This is a genomic window from Kurthia massiliensis (assembly GCF_000285555.1).
Classification (GTDB): domain Bacteria; phylum Bacillota; class Bacilli; order Bacillales_A; family Planococcaceae; genus Kurthia; species Kurthia massiliensis.
The window spans coordinates 74,432-92,709 of the sequence record NZ_HE611001.1; the positions used below are offsets into that span (position 1 = coordinate 74,432).

At 40.7% G+C, this 18,278-nt stretch carries 21 protein-coding genes and 1 tRNA gene; 2 read left to right on the top strand and 20 right to left on the bottom strand.

Annotated features, from left to right (window positions below; translation table 11 throughout):
- Positions 1 to 9: 9 nt before the first annotated feature.
- Together KMHG_RS13195 and KMHG_RS13200 are read right to left on the bottom strand one after the other, a co-directional pair.
- Complete coding sequence (locus tag KMHG_RS13195; RefSeq protein WP_010290190.1) at positions 10 to 1,449, bottom strand: polysaccharide pyruvyl transferase family protein; 1,440 nt, start codon at positions 1,447 to 1,449, stop codon at positions 10 to 12.
- Positions 1,450 to 1,635: 186 nt separating this feature from the next.
- Positions 1,636 to 1,707 (bottom strand) — tRNA-Arg (locus KMHG_RS13200).
- 100 nt (positions 1,708 to 1,807) lie between these two features.
- Between KMHG_RS13200 and clpP the strand changes: the two genes are divergently transcribed.
- Positions 1,808 to 2,458 (top strand): ATP-dependent Clp endopeptidase proteolytic subunit ClpP, encoded by a 651-nt coding sequence (gene clpP, locus KMHG_RS13205; protein ID WP_261797381.1) that lies wholly within the window; start codon positions 1,808 to 1,810, stop codon positions 2,456 to 2,458.
- A 175-nt stretch (positions 2,459 to 2,633) separates the two neighbouring features.
- Positions 2,634 to 3,443, top strand: coding sequence for a glycerophosphodiester phosphodiesterase family protein (locus KMHG_RS13210; protein WP_010290196.1), 810 nt, complete (start codon positions 2,634 to 2,636; stop codon positions 3,441 to 3,443).
- A gap of 94 nt (positions 3,444 to 3,537) precedes the next feature.
- Here KMHG_RS13210 and KMHG_RS13215 read toward each other — a convergent pair whose 3' ends face one another.
- From KMHG_RS13215 to KMHG_RS13300, 18 genes are all read right to left on the bottom strand, one after another.
- The gene (locus tag KMHG_RS13215) at positions 3,538 to 3,870 is read right to left on the bottom strand and encodes a hypothetical protein (protein WP_010290198.1); all 333 of its coding nucleotides are present in this window, start codon (positions 3,868 to 3,870) and stop codon (positions 3,538 to 3,540) included.
- Positions 3,871 to 4,115: 245 nt separating this feature from the next.
- On the bottom strand, positions 4,116 to 4,529 hold the full coding sequence (locus KMHG_RS13220) for an LPXTG cell wall anchor domain-containing protein (protein ID WP_010290199.1): 414 nt from the start codon (positions 4,527 to 4,529) through the stop codon (positions 4,116 to 4,118).
- A gap of 216 nt (positions 4,530 to 4,745) precedes the next feature.
- Positions 4,746 to 5,039, bottom strand: coding sequence for a helix-turn-helix domain-containing protein (locus tag KMHG_RS13225; RefSeq protein ID WP_010290200.1), 294 nt, complete (start codon positions 5,037 to 5,039; stop codon positions 4,746 to 4,748).
- Positions 5,040 to 5,266: 227 nt separating this feature from the next.
- Positions 5,267 to 5,515 (bottom strand): HPr family phosphocarrier protein, encoded by a 249-nt coding sequence (locus KMHG_RS13230; protein WP_010290201.1) that lies wholly within the window; start codon positions 5,513 to 5,515, stop codon positions 5,267 to 5,269.
- A 19-nt stretch (positions 5,516 to 5,534) separates the two neighbouring features.
- A complete protein-coding gene (gene whiA / locus KMHG_RS13235) occupies positions 5,535 to 6,485 on the bottom strand; it encodes a DNA-binding protein WhiA (RefSeq protein WP_010290202.1) in 951 nt (316 codons plus the stop codon).
- Between the two features lie 15 nt (positions 6,486 to 6,500).
- Positions 6,501 to 7,466 (bottom strand): gluconeogenesis morphogenetic factor MgfK, encoded by a 966-nt coding sequence (gene mgfK / locus KMHG_RS13240; RefSeq protein WP_010290204.1) that lies wholly within the window; start codon positions 7,464 to 7,466, stop codon positions 6,501 to 6,503.
- A gap of 5 nt (positions 7,467 to 7,471) precedes the next feature.
- Positions 7,472 to 8,347: an RNase adapter RapZ gene (gene rapZ, locus KMHG_RS13245; RefSeq protein ID WP_010290207.1), complete on the bottom strand. Its 876-nt coding sequence runs from the start codon at positions 8,345 to 8,347 to the stop codon at positions 7,472 to 7,474.
- Between the two features lies 1 nt (position 8,348).
- On the bottom strand, positions 8,349 to 8,825 hold the full coding sequence (locus KMHG_RS13250) for an NUDIX hydrolase (protein ID WP_010290210.1): 477 nt from the start codon (positions 8,823 to 8,825) through the stop codon (positions 8,349 to 8,351).
- Between the two features lie 270 nt (positions 8,826 to 9,095).
- Entirely contained in the window at positions 9,096 to 10,043 is a 948-nt protein-coding gene (gene trxB / locus KMHG_RS13255; RefSeq protein WP_010290212.1) for a thioredoxin-disulfide reductase, read from the bottom strand.
- Between the two features lie 76 nt (positions 10,044 to 10,119).
- On the bottom strand, positions 10,120 to 11,640 hold the full coding sequence (locus KMHG_RS13260; RefSeq protein ID WP_010290213.1) for a tetratricopeptide repeat protein: 1,521 nt from the start codon (positions 11,638 to 11,640) through the stop codon (positions 10,120 to 10,122).
- Positions 11,641 to 11,825: 185 nt separating this feature from the next.
- On the bottom strand, positions 11,826 to 12,440 hold the full coding sequence (gene hisIE / locus KMHG_RS13265) for a bifunctional phosphoribosyl-AMP cyclohydrolase/phosphoribosyl-ATP diphosphatase HisIE (protein WP_010290214.1): 615 nt from the start codon (positions 12,438 to 12,440) through the stop codon (positions 11,826 to 11,828).
- Positions 12,437 to 13,195 carry an imidazole glycerol phosphate synthase subunit HisF gene (gene hisF / locus KMHG_RS13270; RefSeq protein WP_010290215.1) on the bottom strand — a complete coding sequence of 253 codons (759 nt, stop codon included), beginning with the start codon at positions 13,193 to 13,195 and terminating at the stop codon, positions 12,437 to 12,439. The genes hisIE and hisF overlap by 4 nt, the downstream gene beginning before the upstream one ends.
- Positions 13,195 to 13,929 carry a 1-(5-phosphoribosyl)-5-[(5-phosphoribosylamino)methylideneamino]imidazole-4-carboxamide isomerase gene (gene hisA / locus KMHG_RS13275; RefSeq protein WP_010290216.1) on the bottom strand — a complete coding sequence of 245 codons (735 nt, stop codon included), beginning with the start codon at positions 13,927 to 13,929 and terminating at the stop codon, positions 13,195 to 13,197. Before hisA ends, hisF begins: the two co-directional genes overlap by 1 nt.
- On the bottom strand, positions 13,926 to 14,576 hold the full coding sequence (gene hisH / locus KMHG_RS13280) for an imidazole glycerol phosphate synthase subunit HisH (protein WP_010290218.1): 651 nt from the start codon (positions 14,574 to 14,576) through the stop codon (positions 13,926 to 13,928). Before hisH ends, hisA begins: the two co-directional genes overlap by 4 nt.
- Positions 14,577 to 14,587: 11 nt before the next feature.
- Positions 14,588 to 15,178: an imidazoleglycerol-phosphate dehydratase HisB gene (gene hisB / locus KMHG_RS13285; RefSeq protein WP_010290222.1), complete on the bottom strand. Its 591-nt coding sequence runs from the start codon at positions 15,176 to 15,178 to the stop codon at positions 14,588 to 14,590.
- 2 nt (positions 15,179 to 15,180) lie between these two features.
- Positions 15,181 to 16,458: a histidinol dehydrogenase gene (gene hisD / locus KMHG_RS13290; protein WP_010290224.1), complete on the bottom strand. Its 1,278-nt coding sequence runs from the start codon at positions 16,456 to 16,458 to the stop codon at positions 15,181 to 15,183.
- A 4-nt stretch (positions 16,459 to 16,462) separates the two neighbouring features.
- Entirely contained in the window at positions 16,463 to 17,098 is a 636-nt protein-coding gene (gene hisG, locus KMHG_RS13295; RefSeq protein WP_010290226.1) for an ATP phosphoribosyltransferase, read from the bottom strand.
- Positions 17,095 to 18,261: an ATP phosphoribosyltransferase regulatory subunit gene (locus KMHG_RS13300; protein WP_010290228.1), complete on the bottom strand. Its 1,167-nt coding sequence runs from the start codon at positions 18,259 to 18,261 to the stop codon at positions 17,095 to 17,097. The genes hisG and KMHG_RS13300 overlap by 4 nt, the downstream gene beginning before the upstream one ends.
- Positions 18,262 to 18,278: the final 17 nt, after the last annotated feature.

Here is an 18,278-nt window from a genome sequence, read left to right on the forward strand (position 1 = left end):
TCCATTTTTTTATTTATTGCCGCGTAGTTTTGCGACTTTATCCGCTACACCTAAAGACATTTTAACAGCTTTGCGGTTTAACGTTTTTTCTTGGAATTTCACTTTTTTATTTAAACGATCGATTTCTTTTTTATATGCTTGTAGCTTCGCATCTACATCGTTATTTTTCGTTTTTTTAGCGGCAACTTCACGTTTTACGCGACGTTCTGTACGTGCATTTTCAGCATCGTTAAACGCTTGCCAACGACGTACTTGTTCATCAATAGGTGCTGTGACGAATGGTGTCACAACTTTCGGTGCTTCTACACCTTTTAGTTGCTCATCTAATGGCACCGTTGTTGGGTACATCGTTTCTTTATACGCGTGGTCTAGACCATTTTTATTTAAGAAGCCGATGAAACGGTCAAAGTTTTCGTTTGCCACTTTTTCAGGCTTATGGAAATCACTTTGTTCGATAATGTCCCAAATGTTTGTTTCATCTGTAATGTCTGGACCCCAATAGTAGTTTAATTGGTGGTAATCTGTTAATTCACGCATACGACCATCTTTTGGTAAGATGATGCTCGGTGTACCAGCGATTGTCGCTGCGATATTACCGTGTAGACGTGCACCAAAGCTTAAGTCCGCTTCTTGTAATAATTCCATCCATGTCGGAATATTAACCGGATAGCGTACGTGATCTTCTGTATAGTACGGATCTAACACAGATTCAGGATACGTTTTGTCTTGGTGATCTAAATCTGGGCCACCTAAGTATGTCATTTTTAATTCTTTTAACCACTGTGGAATGTAGTAATAATTCGCAAATTCATGACGGCTACGGTCGATGAATTTTAAAACGTTTTCTGGTGATAATCGTGAGTTGTTAATCGATACTAATGAATCTTTCGTAATGTTTGTATCGCGGATTTTTAAATCACGACCGAAGCTATACATTGATGGACAGCCGATTGGCATATGGTCTACGCCTTCTTGGAAGCCAAGTCCTGTTAAATAATCAGATGTAATTTGACCACGTACACCGATCATTGCTGATTTGTTTAAAACAGCTTTCACGAATTTTTTCGTTGCGTCATCGAAAATGTATTTTTCACCTTTTTTGGCATCAAATGGTGTACGTGCGCCAACACCAATTACATAAACAGGAATCGTTAAACGATTAATCAATTCTGCATAACGTTCTAAATTTCCGATAAAGTTCGGACGGAACGCATCTGCTAACGGGATAATATAGCCGTCATAGTTCGCATTGATTTTGTCTGCGTCGTTCGGATTAATACGGTAGTAATCCGGTACGATCATGACATCATCTGTAGTTAGCGTGCGATAAATGCCGTATGCATACACTAAGTTCCCAACGTTCCCTCCGATTGAGTTTGTTGATACAATATGTGCCGCGTCAAAATTTTTTAGCGGTGACATACCTGATCGCATTAATAATTTTTTCATGCTGTTTCTCCCTTCACTTCTTCTCTTTCATTACTGCTGTTGTCCGTACAAGCATTCTATCTAATAGTAGATAATTTAAGTACTCATTGTCAATGAAATAACATCTCACAAACAAAAAGTGACGGTAGCACAATTGCACCGTCACTCATGTTTCGTTTTTCCTATAACAAGGTATTTAAAAATGGACGCCCCTGGAGGGAATCGAACCCCCAGCCTAAGAACCGGAATCTTATGTTTTATCCATTAAACTACAGGGGCATAGTAATCTAACGACCTTACTATTATACTAGGAGAAACGTCTCTTTTCAACTTTTAGAAAAATGATTCATTTCATTTGACCTTTTCTGACCAAATTTGTATGATAGACGTAGAAAGCAACGCTAAATATGAGGAGGATATAACGATGAACTTAATTCCTACAGTCATTGAAACAACAAACCGCGGTGAACGAGCATACGACATTTACTCTCGTCTTTTAAAAGACCGCATTATCATGCTAGGTAGCGCGATCGACGATAACGTAGCAAACGCGATCGTTTCTCAACTTCTATTTTTAGAAGCTGAAGACCCAGAAAAAGATATTTACTTATACATCAACTCACCAGGTGGTTCTGTAACAGCTGGTATGGCGATCTACGATACAATGCAATTTATTAAACCAGACGTACAAACAATTTGTATCGGTATGGCAGCATCAATGGGTTCTTTCCTATTAACTGCTGGTAAAAAAGGTAAACGTTTTGCATTACCAAACGCTGAAATCATGATTCACCAACCATTAGGTGGTGCACAAGGTCAAGCGACTGAAATCGAAATCGCTGCAAAACATATTTTAAAAACACGTGAAAAATTAAACCGCATCTTATCAGAACGTACTGGTCAACCAATCGAAATCATTGAAAAAGATACAGATCGTGACAACTACATGTCTGCAGAACGCGCTTTAGAATACGGTATCATTGATAAAATCATGACACGTAATGAAACAACTGAAGAAGCGAAAAAATAGTTTTCCCTCTTCTAAGACCTACGCCATTTTAGCGTAGGTCTTTTTACATTTTGTAGCAATTTCCAACGAATCTTCACATTTTTATGATAGAAAGTTATAATCTTTCTATACATTTGTTATTTAATTGCAATCTTTGGACGATAGCATACATATATGATAAAGAGGAGGTTTTGTAATGACAACTTTCCAAAAGATTTTAGCTATTTGTCTGAGCATAAGCTTACTGTGCCCTACAATTGCTTCTGCTGATACAAATACAGGATCATGGCTAAAATGGAAAAGTACAAAACTAAGCGCTCACCGCGGCGCACAAGTGATTGCGCCTGAAAACTCACTTTCCGGCGTAGCAGGCGCTCACAAACTAGGTTATGGCTTTATTGAGATAGATGTACGCCAAACGAAAGATAAACAATACGTATTAATGCATGACACGACGATTGACCGCACGACGTCTGGTTATGGAAAAGTTGCAAGCCAAACATATAAGCAACTATCTAAATTCCATCTCGTAGATAAAAACAATAAAATCACTTCAGAAAAAATCCCGACATTAAAACAAGTACTAACGGCTGCGAAAAAATATAATGTTGGCGTAAACATCGATGGCTCAAAAGGTGATTGGACGAATGAGAAGTACGTTGCCGGTATCGTAACCGCTGTGAAAAAAGCGAATATGTACAATAAAACGTTATTCATCATTCCGAACAAAAAAGCACGTGCGAAGTTCCATAAAAATTATCCGAATGCGACGATTTCATTCCTCGGTAATCCGAAGAAAACATTAAGCAGCGATTTAAAAGAGCTAAAAAAGTATAAATATAAATTGTATACAGCGCACATTACGAAGATTGATGCTAAAACGGCTAAGAAAATTCGCAATAGCGGCATTCGCTTACATATTTATGGTGTCAACACGCAAAAGAATTATAAACGCGCGAAAAGCTACAAGCCGTTATTAATCGAAACCGATAAAATTAAACCATAAGAAAAGAGGCCGGGAAATCCCGACCTCTTTTTTCATGCAACAACAAGAAATAACCTAAAACCCTACCTTTAGACTTTTTCTTACGACTACAATATTATTCTACAACGTTGTGAAGTTGTTTTAATTCGTAGTAGAAGTCACCTGATTTACTACCTACGTTACCAGCGCGTAATGCAGTCGTGTATTCTACGACAGTTTTTACTTCTTTACCGTTTAAAGTTGAAGTAGTTTCTAAAACGTTCATTGTTTCACCATCAGTAATGACTGGTTGTTTTACGTTTGTGTGGCCAAGTTGTTCTAAAAGTTCTACCGCTTTGTTTTCGCGACCTACGTGGAACTCGATTAATTCAGGGATTTTTAAATCCACGATTTGCTCTTGTTGGCCTTCAGTTTTAATATGTGCGATGTAAGTAATATCTAATTCCATGATGAAAAATCCTCCATCCAAATATATAAATTTTATTTATACACATTCTAACATTTTCTAACGCTTGTTCACATGAAGAATGCTTATTTTGAGACGTAAAGGCCGTCGTAAAAAAGCACAATTTTGATTGAAAGAGCGTATTTTTTTAACGATATAGATAAAATTCAAATAAAAAAGCATCCTACCTTTCACCTAAAAAAAGAAAGGTAACCGCATACTTACACGATTACCTTCCTTAAATTAGCTTATGAAGCTTTACGACGTGAGCGTTTGAATAAGAAGAACGCTGCACCAATTAACATCATACCTAATAAGCTATAAAGCATGATTTGCATACCTGTTTGTGGTAGTAAGGTTGATGATTTTGCAGTGACATGTTGCACATTGCCATTTGCATCTGTTGATGAATTTTGGCCATTTGTTGGGTTCACGTTATTATTTGTACCTGTCTTCGTGTTATTCCCGTTTCCTGCAAGGTTTTCATCATCCGCTTGATTACCAGTAGTATGGTTCGTTTTACCGTTATCTCCCTTTTGGTTACCATTGTTGTGGTCACCATTAGCATTTTCATTGTCATCGTCATCATTATTTGTGTCGTTGTCCTCCGAATCATCATCATTCGGATTTTCTGATGAATGTAAATTCCGTTTGATCTGCATAGTTTGACGCTTTCCATGCTGTTGTTTCTAGACCATTTGAAATTTTACCCTCTTTTGAAACAGATGCTTCTTGAATTAACCCCACTTAGCCATCCTTCGAACGTTGCTTGAAGTGGGAGATTCCTACGAACAGTGCTTGCTCGTTTCCACTTGCTCGAAACAGTGGCTTCACTTTTTTTAGTAGGCGAGCCACTTTACGACGTTGCTTTTGGTAGTTCATGCACGCACGTAAATCACGCTGATCTTTTTTCGCTTGTTCGTAGCGACGAGATAACTTACGTTTATTAAATTTTCATAGGAGGCTTGTAATGCCACACTATCTACGTTACGCAGCCATGCCGTACCATCTTGTTTTTTCATTTTCTTAAGTGCTTTATATAGGAAACTACGATTTAGACCTTTACCTTCTACTTCGTACGTTGTGTTCCACAATGCTAAGAAATGATTGTAGACAAAGCGACAATGCCCATGTGTTTGATGGATGAGCGCTTGGTGATCTTTATGTAGCATGACAAACACCTCCTTTTTCTCATATTTCAATAGGAACGTGTGTTCTTTTCAACAAATTGATGCGAGCAGAATGATTGCGTTCGCATTCATCCCCCTACTCACTACGTTCCTTGAGGGAGAGGTCTTTTGCGAAAAAATGATAAAATAACATCGTGTAAAAATAGGTAAATAGCAGTTTTTTCGAAAAAAGAGGCCTTGCGTTGCCGCAAGGCCTCTTCTCTCTATGTTTACTTCAAAAACGCTGTTAGTTTTTCAATTGCTTCAGCTTCATCTTCGCCATCTACGGTTAAAGTAATTTCTTCCCCAGATGAAATCGCTAAGCTCATGACACCCATAATACTTTTCGCATTAATATGCTTCGTATCTTTTTCGATGAAAATATCGCTCGCAAAACGATTTGCCTCTTGGACAAAGCTCGCTGCTTGACGCGCTTGTAAACCAGCGTCTAATTGGACCGTTAATTGTTGTTGAATCATTTCTCTCCACTCCCCTAAACTATTTCAAATCTAATTTTTGACCAGCGCGTAATGACTCGGCAATCGAATCAATTTTACGTAATCGATGATTGACGCCTGATTTACTCACTGTGCCTGTAGATACCATTTCCCCAAGTTCTTTCAATGTAACTTCTTGATGCTCGACACGTAATCGCGCAATTTCACGTAGTTTATCTGGTAATTGCTCGATGCCGATCATTTGATCGATATATTTAATATTTTCGACTTGTCGTAGTGAGGCACCGATCGTTTTATTTAAATTGGCTGTCTCACAGTTTACGAGGCGATTTACGCTATTGCGCATATCTCGTAAAATACGTACATCTTCAAATTTCATCATCGCTGCATGTGAACCGACGAGGCTTAGAAAATCTGAAATTTTCTCTGCTTCTTTCAAGTATGTCACAAAACCTTTTTTACGTTCAATCGTTTTCGCATTTAAATCGAAGCCATTCATCAACGTCGCTAATGCTTCCCCATGCTCTTTATATAATGAATAAATTTCCAAATGGTAAGCAGACGTTTCAGGATTATTCACCGAACCACCTGCTAAAAATGCGCCACGTAAGTAAGCACGTCTTTTATCTGATGTATCGATTAAGTCTTGTGCGATTTCATGATTAAAGAGGAAATTGCCCGATAAAATTTCAAGGCTTTCAAGGAGCTCTTTCGCACCGTCACGCACACGGCAAATGTAGACGTTATTTTTTTTCAAACGCATTTTTTTGCGTACGAGTAACTCAATTGGATAATCATACAGACGTTTTAAGATCGTATACATTCGTCTAGCAATTGCGGCATTTTCTGTCTGCACGTCCAAACTTAATTGCCGATTCGCAAATGATAGTGAACCGTTCATTTGAATCAGTGCTGATAGCTCGGCCTTGTAACTTGCGTCGTCCGCTTCAATTTGCGTTAATTCTTTTTTCATTTCTGAAGCAAATGACATATCGCTTCCTCCTTTCTAAACTCGTTCTTCGTTCGTGTAGTTATATAACCACTCAGCCACGCGTATCGCTTTATGACGCACAGTGCCGTCTTTAATCGTCGCAATATCGGCTTGAATCACTTCAATGTCGAGTGCTTGCAAGCGTTCAATATCGAAAATGACCGGCTCTGCCGCCTGTTGTTGATAGTTTTTTTCCACATCTCGTGGAACAGCTGAATGATTGTTTAACAAAATCGTTTCGATAAACGGAGTCCCCACATGGTCGTAAATTGCTTGTACATGGTCCGCGGCTGTATAATGTGAGGTTTCGCCATCTTGTGTCATTAAATTACAAATGTACACTTTTCGTCCCTTTGCAGCAATGACGGCATCTCGAATGTCCTTCACTAAAAAGTTCGGAATGATGCTCGTATATAAACTACCTGGACCGATAATGATGAGGTCTGCTTCTTCAATCGCCTCAATTGCATCCGGTAGTGGTTTTAAATTTTCTTGTTTTAAAAATACTTGTTTAATTTGTTTATGTTGTTTCGGAATGACCGACTCGCCTTCGATAATCGAACCATCTTCAAACTCCGCGAGTAGCGTCATGCTTTCGTTCACAACCGGAATCACACGGCCGTGTACATTTAACACGCGGCTCAATTCGCGAATGGCATGCGAAAAATCACCGGTAATTTCCGTTAATGCCGTCAGCATTAAGTTACCGAGTGAATGCCCTTTTAACGCTTCTCTTCCTTGGAAACGATATTGAAACATTTCCTCTACAAGGGGTTCTACTTCCGACATCGCAGCGATGACGTTACGAACGTCCCCTGGTGGTGGAATGTCATAGTCATCTCGTAGGCGTCCAGAGCTGCCACCGTCATCAGCGACAGTAACAATCGCCGTTAAATCGAGTGGGTATTGCTTCAATCCACGTATTAACGTAGAAAGACCGGTACCGCCACCAATAATGACGACGCGCTTCTTGTTAACCATAAGCATTAGCCCTTTCTTTTTTCAATATCTCTATGCGTAATTGCCGTCGGTAGTTTTTGTTCAAGAAGGTGACCGAAGTATTCCGCTAATGTGACAGAGCGATGTTGTCCGCCTGTACAACCAAACGCGATCACGAGCTGACTTTTACCTTCCTCTTGATAACGTGGCAGCATAAACTCAAATAAATCCGTAAGCTTCGTAATTAATGTTTGCGTATCGTCCATTTTTAACACGTAAGACGATACTTCTGAATCTAACCCCGTCATCGGGCGTAATGCTTCAATATAGTATGGGTTCGGTAAAAAACGAACGTCAAATACTAAATCAGCATCAATCGGCATACCGTGTTTGAAGCCGAATGACATTACGTTCACATTGAAGCTTTTCGATACTTGTGAGAACTCCGTAATAATACGCTCACGTAACTGTTTCGGCTTCATGCTAGACGTATTGTAAATGTATTGTGCACGAATTTTCACATCGTTTAACAATTCACGCTCATGGCGAATCCCTTCTAACGGTAAGCCATTCGCTGCGAGTGGGTGTGAACGACGAGATTCTTTATAACGACGTACGAGTACTTCATCATCTGCATCAAGGAATAAAATTTTTGTTTCAACGATATCTTCTTGTTGAATTTGATCGATTGCGTCAATTAATGATGGGAAGAAATCGCCGCCACGCAAGTCCATGACCGCAACCATTCGAGTAATATCTTTTGTTGATTCTTTCATGAGATTGACAAAAGTAGGAAGCAATGTCGGTGGTAAGTTGTCAATGCAATAGAAGCCTAGATCTTCAAAACTGCGTACGGCAACAGATTTTCCTGCACCAGACATTCCTGTAATAATGATTAACTCGTTCGATTGTGGGTTTGGCATGCTAATTTCCATTCCTTTCGACAGACGTTTGAACTGTACTATTTAATAATTCATATTCCTCTGTATATGTGAACGTTCCGTATTGAACACCTGGTTCATTGACAGCAAATAATAAGTCAATGCGGTCGCCTTCATTCATCGGCAACGTTTCTAAATCGTTAACATCGCGCCATTCTAATACACCTTCACGCGTTTCTTCATATGGTGTGCCTTCTAAATCTGTCGCAAGGAATGTATAAAGCATCCATTCGTTAACGACTTCTTCTCCGCGTTTCACGACCATCGTAAAGACGCCTTTTAAATGTGCATCAATGGCTTTCGTTCCTGTTTCTTCAAAGTATTCGCGTGTGGCGCCTTCGAAAATTGACTCGCCACTTTCCATTTTGCCTCCTGGTGCTACATACCAGCCGCGTCGTGGTTTTTTTAATAGAAGTACTTTTCCGTCCTTCTTCACTAATAAATTCGCTATACGTTGCACAACACGACACCTCTTTTCTCTATTGTTCTATCCTCCATTATACAATGGATAGTGAAAAACGTATATCTTTCAAGTTGCGATATCACTGAAAACTATCTGAAAAAAGAAAATATAAAAAAACCCCCTCTCGCGTGCGGTCGAGAGGGGGCCTTACCAATATTCTAAAACTCAAAGGGGTTATTACAGTACCTAGTATACAAGGTATGTGTAACAGCGCTGTTACACGCGTATTTGAGTTTCATTGCAACTATTTCAAGTTTATTGCAAGAACTATTGTACTGCTAACTCTTCAAGTAATTCTTCGATATATGCTTGTGCAGCTTGTGCAGCAATACTACCGTCACCTGTTGCTGTAACGATTTGACGAAGTGTTTTTTCACGAACGTCACCAGCTGCGTAAATACCTGGTACAGCTGTTTCCATTTTTTCGTTTGTTGGAATGTAGCCAACTTCGTTTGTAATGCCTAATTCTGCGAATGGTTTTGTTAATGGGTTCATACCGATATAGATGAATACACCGTTTGCATCAACTGTTGATTCTGTACCGTCGACTGTGTTTACTAATGTAACGCTGCCTACTTTACCGTCTTTTTCGTTGATTTCTTTTACTGTGTTATTCCAAATGAAATCGATTTTTTCGTTTGCAAATGCGCGGTCTTGAATAATTTTTTGTGCGCGTAATTTGTCACGACGGTGAACGATTGTTACTTTATCAGCGAAGCGTGTTAAGTAAATACCTTCTTCAACTGCTGAGTCACCGCCACCGACAACAATTAAGTTTTTGTTACGGAAGAATGCGCCATCACATACTGCACAGTAACTTACACCACGGCCGCCTAGTTCTGATTCGCCAGGAACGCCCATTTTTTTGTATTCTGCACCTGTTGCAATAATAATTGTGCGTGTTTTGTACTCTTTTTGACCTGCAACGATCGTTTTGTATTCTTTACCGTCAACGATTGATGTAACGTCGCCGTAAGCATATTCTGCACCGAATTTTTTCGCATGCTCGAACATTTTTGTTGAAAGATCAGGGCCTAAAATTGTTTCGAAACCTGGGTAGTTTTCAACTTCTTCTGTGTTGGCCATTTGACCACCTGGGATACCACGCTCAATCATTAATGTTGAAAGATTTGCACGTGATGTATATACAGCAGCTGTCATACCTGCAGGACCTGCACCGATAATGACAACATCATAAATTTTTTGTTCTGACATTCCAATTCCTCCTAAATGTACCTTATACCCTAGATAGTATATGAATTTGCGCGTTTTCTCAACAAATCTGCCTACGTTAGAATGGTAAAAAAGCCATCAGTTCGTCGACATATTTTGTGAGCGTTTTCGTTGTTGTACCGTACCATTCAGCGATTTCTTTTTTCGTCACTTTATCGCGGACGGCATAAAACATATATTCTGTTGCAGCCGCAAGTGCGACTGGGTTTTTAAATGGATATTTCGCTTGCATACCTTTTTCAAATAGCACGAGCCACAATTGTAAAACGAACGTATCATCGATTGATAACGGTTCGTGTTGATCATAAATTTTTTCGAGCACTTCCATAGCGCGGAAAAAGTTAGCAAGCGCTGGGTCGTCTAAAAAATCTTGATTCATCGTGTAAGCCAACATTAACTTTTCTAACGTCCCATATTGATCGAAGTCAATTAACGTTGGGTGCGCTAAAAGTTCATGTTTAAATGGTGATTTACCGAGTAAAAACAGACCGAGTAGACGCTCTTGTAAAATGTCGTGTTCAAGACGACCTACTAAATATTCACGATCACTTAAAATATCATCGCTATCAAGTACTTCGACGACATTTGCCCATGGCTCTAGTCCTTCTTTTGATGGGTCAATCGACATTAATTCGTCCCATACTTTGCGTGATTCCTCTTCGTGTCCAGAAAAATACGCCGCATGTGATAACCAAAAATAAAAACCTGCATCGCCAATGTAACCACGTGTGCGTAGGCTGTGTAACCATTTATACGCTTGGTCATACTCGCCGATTAATGCGAGTGTCGCACCTAGCTTATAACGGTGTTCGACGAAGTAAGGTTGAAGTTTCATGAGCGTATTTTTCAATGAATCTAGTTCTTCTTCATCTTCTTGTTCGTAATACGCCATGACCGTTAAATTACAGAGCGCATGGATATTGCCGTAGTTGCCGAGCAATACTTCATGTAATAATGCACGCGCTTGTTCGTGCTCGCCTTGATAAAAATAAGCGAGCGCTAAGTTATTGTACGCAGCCCAAAAATCCGGATAATCTGCAATTAAATTTTCCAAAATTTCAATAGCCGGCTCAAAATCACCGATTTCCATTAAATGACGCGCGCGATCTTGTTCGTAATTTTTTTGTGCGCTTCCTTGCATATCTTCTATCGGCTCATCTTTTAAAATATCCGAGACGATATCGATAATTTCTTTCGCTTCCTCACGATATTCACCGCGCGGGTCGATATCTAAATAATGATTCGCATAGTTAATCGCATCTTCTGCTAATCCTAAATTGGCCGACACTTCTGCTAAAAACAACACTGTCTCTGGATCATCTGGTGAGACATCATTGGCACGACGCAATAGCTCTAGTGCTTCTAAAAATGCTTCCTCTTCCATTTTTAAAAACGCTGTTTGGACTAAAATTTTAGCATCGTTCGGGCTTAATTCTAATGCCCGTTTTAAATATTTTTTCGCTTGTTCAAACTGACTACAGTCGATGGCCTTCATCGCCTTGTGATAATAAAACTCACCTGTTGGGACAAAGGAAACAACGTTATTCGCAATCGTTACGGTTGTATGATTTTTTTTCAAAAATTTTTCCTCCGAAAAGCATAAAGGAACGTCTACACGTCCCCCACGTTTAGTTCTTCTCATTATAGCATACCTACGATTATAGCAATGTTTCGATAATAAAAAAAGCACATTGTAATAAAGCGAATGATGTTCACGAAAAAAGGAAACCGCGATGACATGCGATTTCCTTGTCGGTTTCACAACTAGTGTGATTCGTGACGTTTTTCGAGTACACCTAGTACGTCGTACAAGTCTACATTTTGTTCTTTCAGTAAAACGAGTAAGTGATACATTAAATCGGCTACTTCCCATTTTAATTCTTCTGCATCGCGATTTTTCGCCGCGATAACAGATTCTGTCGCTTCTTCGCCGACTTTTTTACAAATTTTATCGACACCTTCATTGAATAAATACGTCGTATATGCCCCCTCAGGCATTTCAGCAGCACGGTCTGAAATTACGCGTTGCAGTGTATCTAAAATATCTAACGAACCGATATCAGTTGGCTTTTCTGTAATGACGTTATGGAAGCAAGATTCAGCGCCTGTATGACAAGCAGGACCTGCTGGTAATACTTCAACGACTAACGCATCTTCATCACAATCCGAACGCATTGCCACTACTTTTTGTGTATTGCCACTCGTTGCGCCTTTATGCCAAAGCTCTTGGCGTGAGCGTGAATAAAACCACGTTTCACCTGTTTCAAGTGTTTTGTTGTAAGATTCTTCATTCATATAAGCAACGGTTAATACTTCTTTCGTTTGCGCATGTTGCACAACGGCAGTAATTAACCCTTTATCATCAAATTTTAAGCTCATCGTACAGCGACCCCTTTTTCACGTAAGTAATTTTTTACTTCAGCGACAGACGTTTCTTTATAGTGAAAAATTGATGCAGCGAGTGCGGCATCAGCATCTGCCTCTGTCAATGTTTCGTAAAAGTGTTCGGCGTTTCCTGCCCCACCACTTGCGATGACAGGTACGTTGACCGCTTGACGAATTTCTTTTAATAATTTGTTGTCAAATCCCGATTTTTCACCGTCTTTGTCCATACTTGTAACGAGTAATTCTCCCGCGCCAAGTGCAACGGCTTCTTTCGCCCATGCAACCGCTTCTTTCGGGAACTTGTTACGACCACCGTGTGTGTAAATCATCCACGTGCCGTCTTCTTCGCTCCATTTCGCGTCGATCGCTACGACGATACATTGTGCGCCGAAGTAGTCAGAGCCTTCTTTAATTAATTGTGGATTTTGAAGGGCTGCGGAATTGACCGACACTTTATCTGCACCTGCACGCAACATACGTTTCATATCGTCTAGCGTACGAATGCCGCCACCGACTGTAAACGGAATTGATAATGCTGATGCTGTTTGACGAACGACATCGACCATCGTTGCACGGCCTTCATGTGTCGCTGAAATGTCTAAAAAGACTAGTTCGTCGGCACCTTGTTCATTGTAAAACTTCGCAAGTTCTACCGGGTCTCCAGCGTCACGTAATGACACGAATTGCACGCCTTTAACGACGCGACCTTCTTTTACATCTAGGCATGGAATAATGCGTTTTGTGAGCATTACTTTGCCTCCTCTAGCGCCTCTTCTAACGTAAAGCGACCTGTATAAAGTGCTTTACCGATAATAACGCCACCAATTGTTGAATCGTTTGATGCTGCTTTTACGGCTTGAATGTCTTCTAGTGAACTCATGCCACCGCTGACAATAATTTCAGCACCTGTTGCCGCAGCTAGTTCTTTGTTTGCAGCAATATTTGGTCCTTGTAACGTACCGTCTGTCGCAATATCTGTGAAGATGAAATGTTTCGCACCGCGTTCAACGAAATATTTACCGACATCTGTCGCCTTTTGGTCAGAAGTTTCAATCCAACCGTGTGTCGCAACCATGCCGTCTTTCGCATCTAAACCGATGACGATACCGTCTGCACCGAACTGTTCAATAAATGAAGCAACAAGTTCTGGTTCACGAATTGCTAATGAGCCGATAATGACACGATCAATGCCGTTTTCTAAATAGAAGCGCACGTCTTCCATTGAACGAATACCGCCACCGATTTGCACTTTTACAGGTAACTCTTTTGCAACGCGAATAACGTCTGCAGCGTGTACGCGCTCACCGTCTTTTGCGCCATCTAAATCGACCATATGTACGAACGATGCGCCAGCGTCTGCAAATTGTTTCGCCATATCAAATGGTGAATCTGCATAAACTGTTTCTTGATCGTAATCCCCTTTATATAAACGTACGCATTTACCACCGCGCATATCGATTGCTGGATAAATTTGAATTGTCATCGTGAACTCGCTCCCCCTTTAATACCTTCTAGCCAAGATGTTAGTAACGCGACGCCGCAACTACCTGATTTTTCAGGGTGGAACTGCATGCCTGTAATCGACCCTTTTTGCACGATGCCTGGTACGATTTCATCACCGTAGTCTGCGTATGCGACTAAATCTTGTTCATCTAATCCTGTTGCGAAAAATGAGTGTACAAAATATACGTAATCATTGTCTAAATCTGTTGCTGTTAACCACTCTGGATAACGTTTGAACTGTAAGTTATTCCAACCCATATGCGGTACGCGATAAGCATTGCCTGCTTGATCTTGACCGCTAAACTCAGCGATTGTCCCTTTAAATAAACCGAGACCTTTGTTGTTGCCTTTTTCAACGCTCTCTTCAAATAGCAATTGCATCCCCAAGCAAATGCCAAGTAGCGGTTTGTCGGTTTTGACGATATCATCGAAAATTGTCACTAAATTTGTCTCTTCTAAACGTTTCATCGCATCTGGAAATGCGCCAACTCCTGGTAAAATGAGTGCGTCTGTTTCGAGCAGTTCCCCTTTATGTGCTGAAATGACAACTTCTGCACCGAGGCGTTTCACCGCTTGTTCGACGCTAAATAAGTTGCCCATGCCATAGTCGATAATCCCAATTTTCATGTTACTACCTCCTAGCCTAAAACGCCTTTAGTAGATGGTACACCTTTCACACGTGGGTCAATTTGAACCGCTGCATCTAATGCACGTGCTGTCGCTTTGAACATCGCTTCGATAATGTGGTGTGTGTTGTGACCGTAAGGCACGATAATGTGTAAGTTAATGCGTGCTTCAAGTGCGAACTTCCAGAAAAATTCGTGGACTAGTTCTGTATCAAATGTGCCAACTTTTGCTTGTGGCATTTCTGCACGGAATTCTAAGTGTGGACGGTCTGAACAGTCGATATATACTTGCGCTAATGCATCATCCATCGGTACGAATGCGCTACCGTAACGGCGAATGCCTTTTTTATCGCCTAATGCTTCACGTACCACTTGCCCTAGCACGATACCAAGATCTTCTGTCGTGTGGTGATCGTCGATTTCTGTATCGCCGTTCGCTTTAATGACACCGTCAAATAAACCGTGTTTGACGAATAAATCTAACATATGGTCCATAAACGGAACGCCTGTCTCAACAGTCGCTTTCCCTTCACCATCTAAATTTAAGTCGATTTCAATTTGTGTTTCATTCGTTTTACGTGCAATTTTTGCTGAACGTGTCATCATTAGTCCTCCTTATTCCAACCGCGAGATTCTACTGCGCGTGCGTGTGCTTCTAAACCTTCAAGACGTGCTAGACGTGCAATTTTCGGTGCATTATCTGCCCAAGTTTGTTCTGAATAATATACGACGCTCGTACGTTTAATAAAGTCATCGACGTTTAAGCCTGATGCGAAACGAGCTGTTGAGTTTGTTGGTAATACGTGATTCGTTCCTGCGAAGTAATCTCCGACAGGTTCTGAGCTGTAACGCCCTAAGAAAATCGCGCCAGCATTTTTCACTTGTTCCATCACTGCTTCTGGATTTTTCGTCACGATTTCTAAGTGTTCAGGTGCAAGTTGGTTAATCGCTTCGACAACTTTTGTCATTGATGTACCGACGTAGATCGCACCGTAATTTTCAATCGCTTTACGTGCAATCGCTTCACGCGGTAATGTTTGTAGTTGTTTTTCAACTTCATCTGATACTTGTTGTGCAAGTGTTTCGCTCGTTGTGACAAGAACGGCACATGCCATCGGATCGTGTTCTGCTTGTGATAAAAGGTCAGCCGCTACTTCATCTGCATGTGCAGTATCATCTGCGATCACCGCAATTTCACTCGGACCAGCAATCATATCGATGGCAACTTCACCGAATACTTCACGTTTTGCAAGGGCTACGAAAATGTTCCCTGGGCCTGTAATTTTATCAACGCCAGCAATTGTTTCTGTACCGTACGCTAAGGCTGCAATCGCTTGTGCGCCACCCATTTTATAAATTTCAGTAACGCCTAAAATCGATGCAGCTGTGAGTACTGCGGCAGGGAGTTTGCCTTCTTTATTACAAGGTGTCGCAATGACGATACGTTCAACGCCTGCGACTTGTGCAGGAATGACGTTCATTAACACTGAAGACGGATATGCAGCAGAGCCACCTGGTACGTAAAGACCGACAGATGCAATTGCTGTAATGCGTTGTGCTAACCATGAACCGTTTTGTAATGGTAATTGATAACCGTCACGTTTTTGTTGTTCGTGGTAGTAGCGAATGTTTGCAGCAGCTTCTTTTAAATCTTCAACGATTTGAGGATCCATTTCTGCTACGGCTGCATCAATTTCTGCTTGAGATACGCGTAGGTCATCTAGTACGACACCGTCCCATTTTTCGCTATACGCTTTGACTGCCGCGTCGCCGTTTGCTTTCACGTCAGCTAATACTTCGCGTACAGTTTGCAGTTGTTGTTCATTGCCGCCTTCTAGTTGGCGTTTTAGAGAAATTCCTTGAGTTAATTGTTCGATTTTCATTGTTCTAGCCTTCTCTCACACATTTTTTCAGACGTTTTACTAAATCTTGGATACGTTCATTTTTCATACGGTAGCTCGCTTGGTTCGCGATTAAACGAGATGACACGTCTACGACAAATTCATACTCGACTAAGCCGTTTTCTTTTAACGTTTGACCTGTTGAAACGATATCGACGATGCGGTCTGCTAAACCGATCATTGGCGCAAGTTCGATTGAACCGTTTAAACCGATAATTTCGACTTGCTCGCCTTTTTCACGATAGTAGTCTGACGCGATGTTCGGATATTTTGTCGCGATACGTGGCGCGATTTCGTTTAATTCTGTATTTGGTAAGCCCGCTGAAGCGACGTGGCATTTTGAAATTTTTAAGTCTAGTAATTCATGTACGTTACGACGTTCTTCTAGCAATACGTCTTTGCCGGCAATCCCGATATCGGCAACACCGTGTTCTACATATGTAGGGACGTCCATCGGTTTCGCTAAAATGAAGCGAATGTTTTCTTCTGGGATTTCAATCATTAATTTACGTGACATTTCAACGTCTGCTGGTAAGTTGAAGCCTGCCTCGATTAGCATGTCGTACGCTTCTTCGAAAATACGACCTTTTGGCATGGCGATTGTTAATGCTGTATTACTCATAATGAAGTTCCTCCTTGACCGATGCGAACGACGGTACTAAATTGTTGTTCGAATGTTGCTAAATCTTCAAGACCTTCAATCGCTTGGAGTGTCGTACGTTTTCCTTCTGCACGTAATTGTGTCGCTTTGTCGATCGCTTGTTTTAATTGTGTTGAGACGAATAATACGAGTACGTCGTCTGCTACTGTGTCTTTTTTAGGCATTACTTCTAATAAGTAATCTAGGCGTAAACCGAAGCCGATTGCGCCGACATCTTTACCGAAGTCGCTTAGTAAGCCGTCATAACGACCACCGTTTCCTAATGAGAAGCCTGAACCTGATGCATATACTTCAAATAACATGCCTGTGTAGTAGTTCATGTGACTCGCTAATGTGAAGTCGAATGCGATATATTTCGCAACGTCTGCGATTTCTAAAATAGACGCTAGTTGTTCCATATAAAGTAGCGCTTGTTTTTCTGATAAGTATTTCGCGATTTGACGAATGCTTTTTAGCCCTGTCGCTTCACTAATGAAGTTTAACAATGTCTCTTCTTCAGCGCGTGGTAAGCGGAATGATGCGACCGCTTCTTCAAAACCTACGAAGTTCTTTTGTACGAGCAATTGATGCAATGTTTCAAATTGTTCGTCTGTCTCGACATTTTTGCGAATAATCGCATCTAAAATGCCTGCGTTACCGACTGTAATTTTGAAATCTTCAACACCAAGCTCTTTTAATAAATCGATCGCTGTTAAAATAACTTCTGCGTCTGCATAAACAGAAGCGTCGCCGATAATTTCGATGCCCATTTGTTCGAATTCTGCTGGACGACCACCTTCTAATTCTTGTGCGCGGAATACGTTTGCGAAGTATGCTAAGCGCAATGGAATTTTTTCTTTTAATAATTTTGATGATGCTACACGAGCGATTGGTGTCGTCATGTCTGGTCGTAATACGAGCGTATTGCCTTGTGTATCGACTAATTTAAATAGTGATGATTCAACGATTGCTGACGCTTTACCGACCGTATCGTAATATTCAAGCGTTGGTGTTTTTAAAAATTCATACCCGCGTAATTGTAAAAATTCGCGACCTTTACTACGAACGGCTTCTTGCTTTTCAAAAATTTTCGGGAATGTATCGCGCATTCCTAATGGTTTTTCAAACTTACGAATTGATGACATGTTGACACTTCCTTATC

Excerpts from the sequence above, each read along its gene's own strand:
- KMHG_RS13210 (WP_010290196.1), top strand. The coding sequence starts at position 2,634 with ATGACAACTTTCCAAAAGATTTTAGCTATTTGTCTGAGCATAAGCTTA.
- rapZ (WP_010290207.1), bottom strand. The coding sequence starts at position 8,347 with ATGCCAAACCCACAATCGAACGAGTTAATCATTATTACAGGAATGTCT.
- trxB (WP_010290212.1), bottom strand. The coding sequence starts at position 10,043 with ATGTCAGAACAAAAAATTTATGATGTTGTCATTATCGGTGCAGGTCCT.
- KMHG_RS13225 (WP_010290200.1), bottom strand. The coding sequence starts at position 5,039 with ATGCTACATAAAGATCACCAAGCGCTCATCCATCAAACACATGGGCAT.
- hisD (WP_010290224.1), bottom strand. The coding sequence starts at position 16,458 with ATGAAAATCGAACAATTAACTCAAGGAATTTCTCTAAAACGCCAACTA.
- hisH (WP_010290218.1), bottom strand. The coding sequence starts at position 14,576 with ATGAAAATTGGGATTATCGACTATGGCATGGGCAACTTATTTAGCGTC.
- clpP (WP_261797381.1), top strand. The coding sequence starts at position 1,808 with ATGATAGACGTAGAAAGCAACGCTAAATATGAGGAGGATATAACGATG.
- hisA (WP_010290216.1), bottom strand. The coding sequence starts at position 13,929 with ATGACAATTCAAATTTATCCAGCAATCGATATGCGCGGTGGTAAATGC.
- hisIE (WP_010290214.1), bottom strand. The coding sequence starts at position 12,440 with ATGAGCTTAAAATTTGATGATAAAGGGTTAATTACTGCCGTTGTGCAA.
- whiA (WP_010290202.1), bottom strand. The coding sequence starts at position 6,485 with ATGTCATTTGCTTCAGAAATGAAAAAAGAATTAACGCAAATTGAAGCG.
- KMHG_RS13195 (WP_010290190.1), bottom strand. The coding sequence starts at position 1,449 with ATGAAAAAATTATTAATGCGATCAGGTATGTCACCGCTAAAAAATTTT.
- KMHG_RS13215 (WP_010290198.1), bottom strand. The coding sequence starts at position 3,870 with ATGGAATTAGATATTACTTACATCGCACATATTAAAACTGAAGGCCAA.
- hisF (WP_010290215.1), bottom strand. The coding sequence starts at position 13,195 with ATGCTCACAAAACGCATTATTCCATGCCTAGATGTAAAAGAAGGTCGC.
- hisB (WP_010290222.1), bottom strand. The coding sequence starts at position 15,178 with ATGACACGTTCAGCAAAAATTGCACGTAAAACGAATGAAACACAAATT.
- mgfK (WP_010290204.1), bottom strand. The coding sequence starts at position 7,466 with ATGGTTAACAAGAAGCGCGTCGTCATTATTGGTGGCGGTACCGGTCTT.
- KMHG_RS13220 (WP_010290199.1), bottom strand. The coding sequence starts at position 4,529 with ATGCAGATCAAACGGAATTTACATTCATCAGAAAATCCGAATGATGAT.
- KMHG_RS13230 (WP_010290201.1), bottom strand. The coding sequence starts at position 5,515 with ATGATTCAACAACAATTAACGGTCCAATTAGACGCTGGTTTACAAGCG.
- hisG (WP_010290226.1), bottom strand. The coding sequence starts at position 17,098 with ATGAGTAATACAGCATTAACAATCGCCATGCCAAAAGGTCGTATTTTC.
- KMHG_RS13300 (WP_010290228.1), bottom strand. The coding sequence starts at position 18,261 with ATGTCATCAATTCGTAAGTTTGAAAAACCATTAGGAATGCGCGATACA.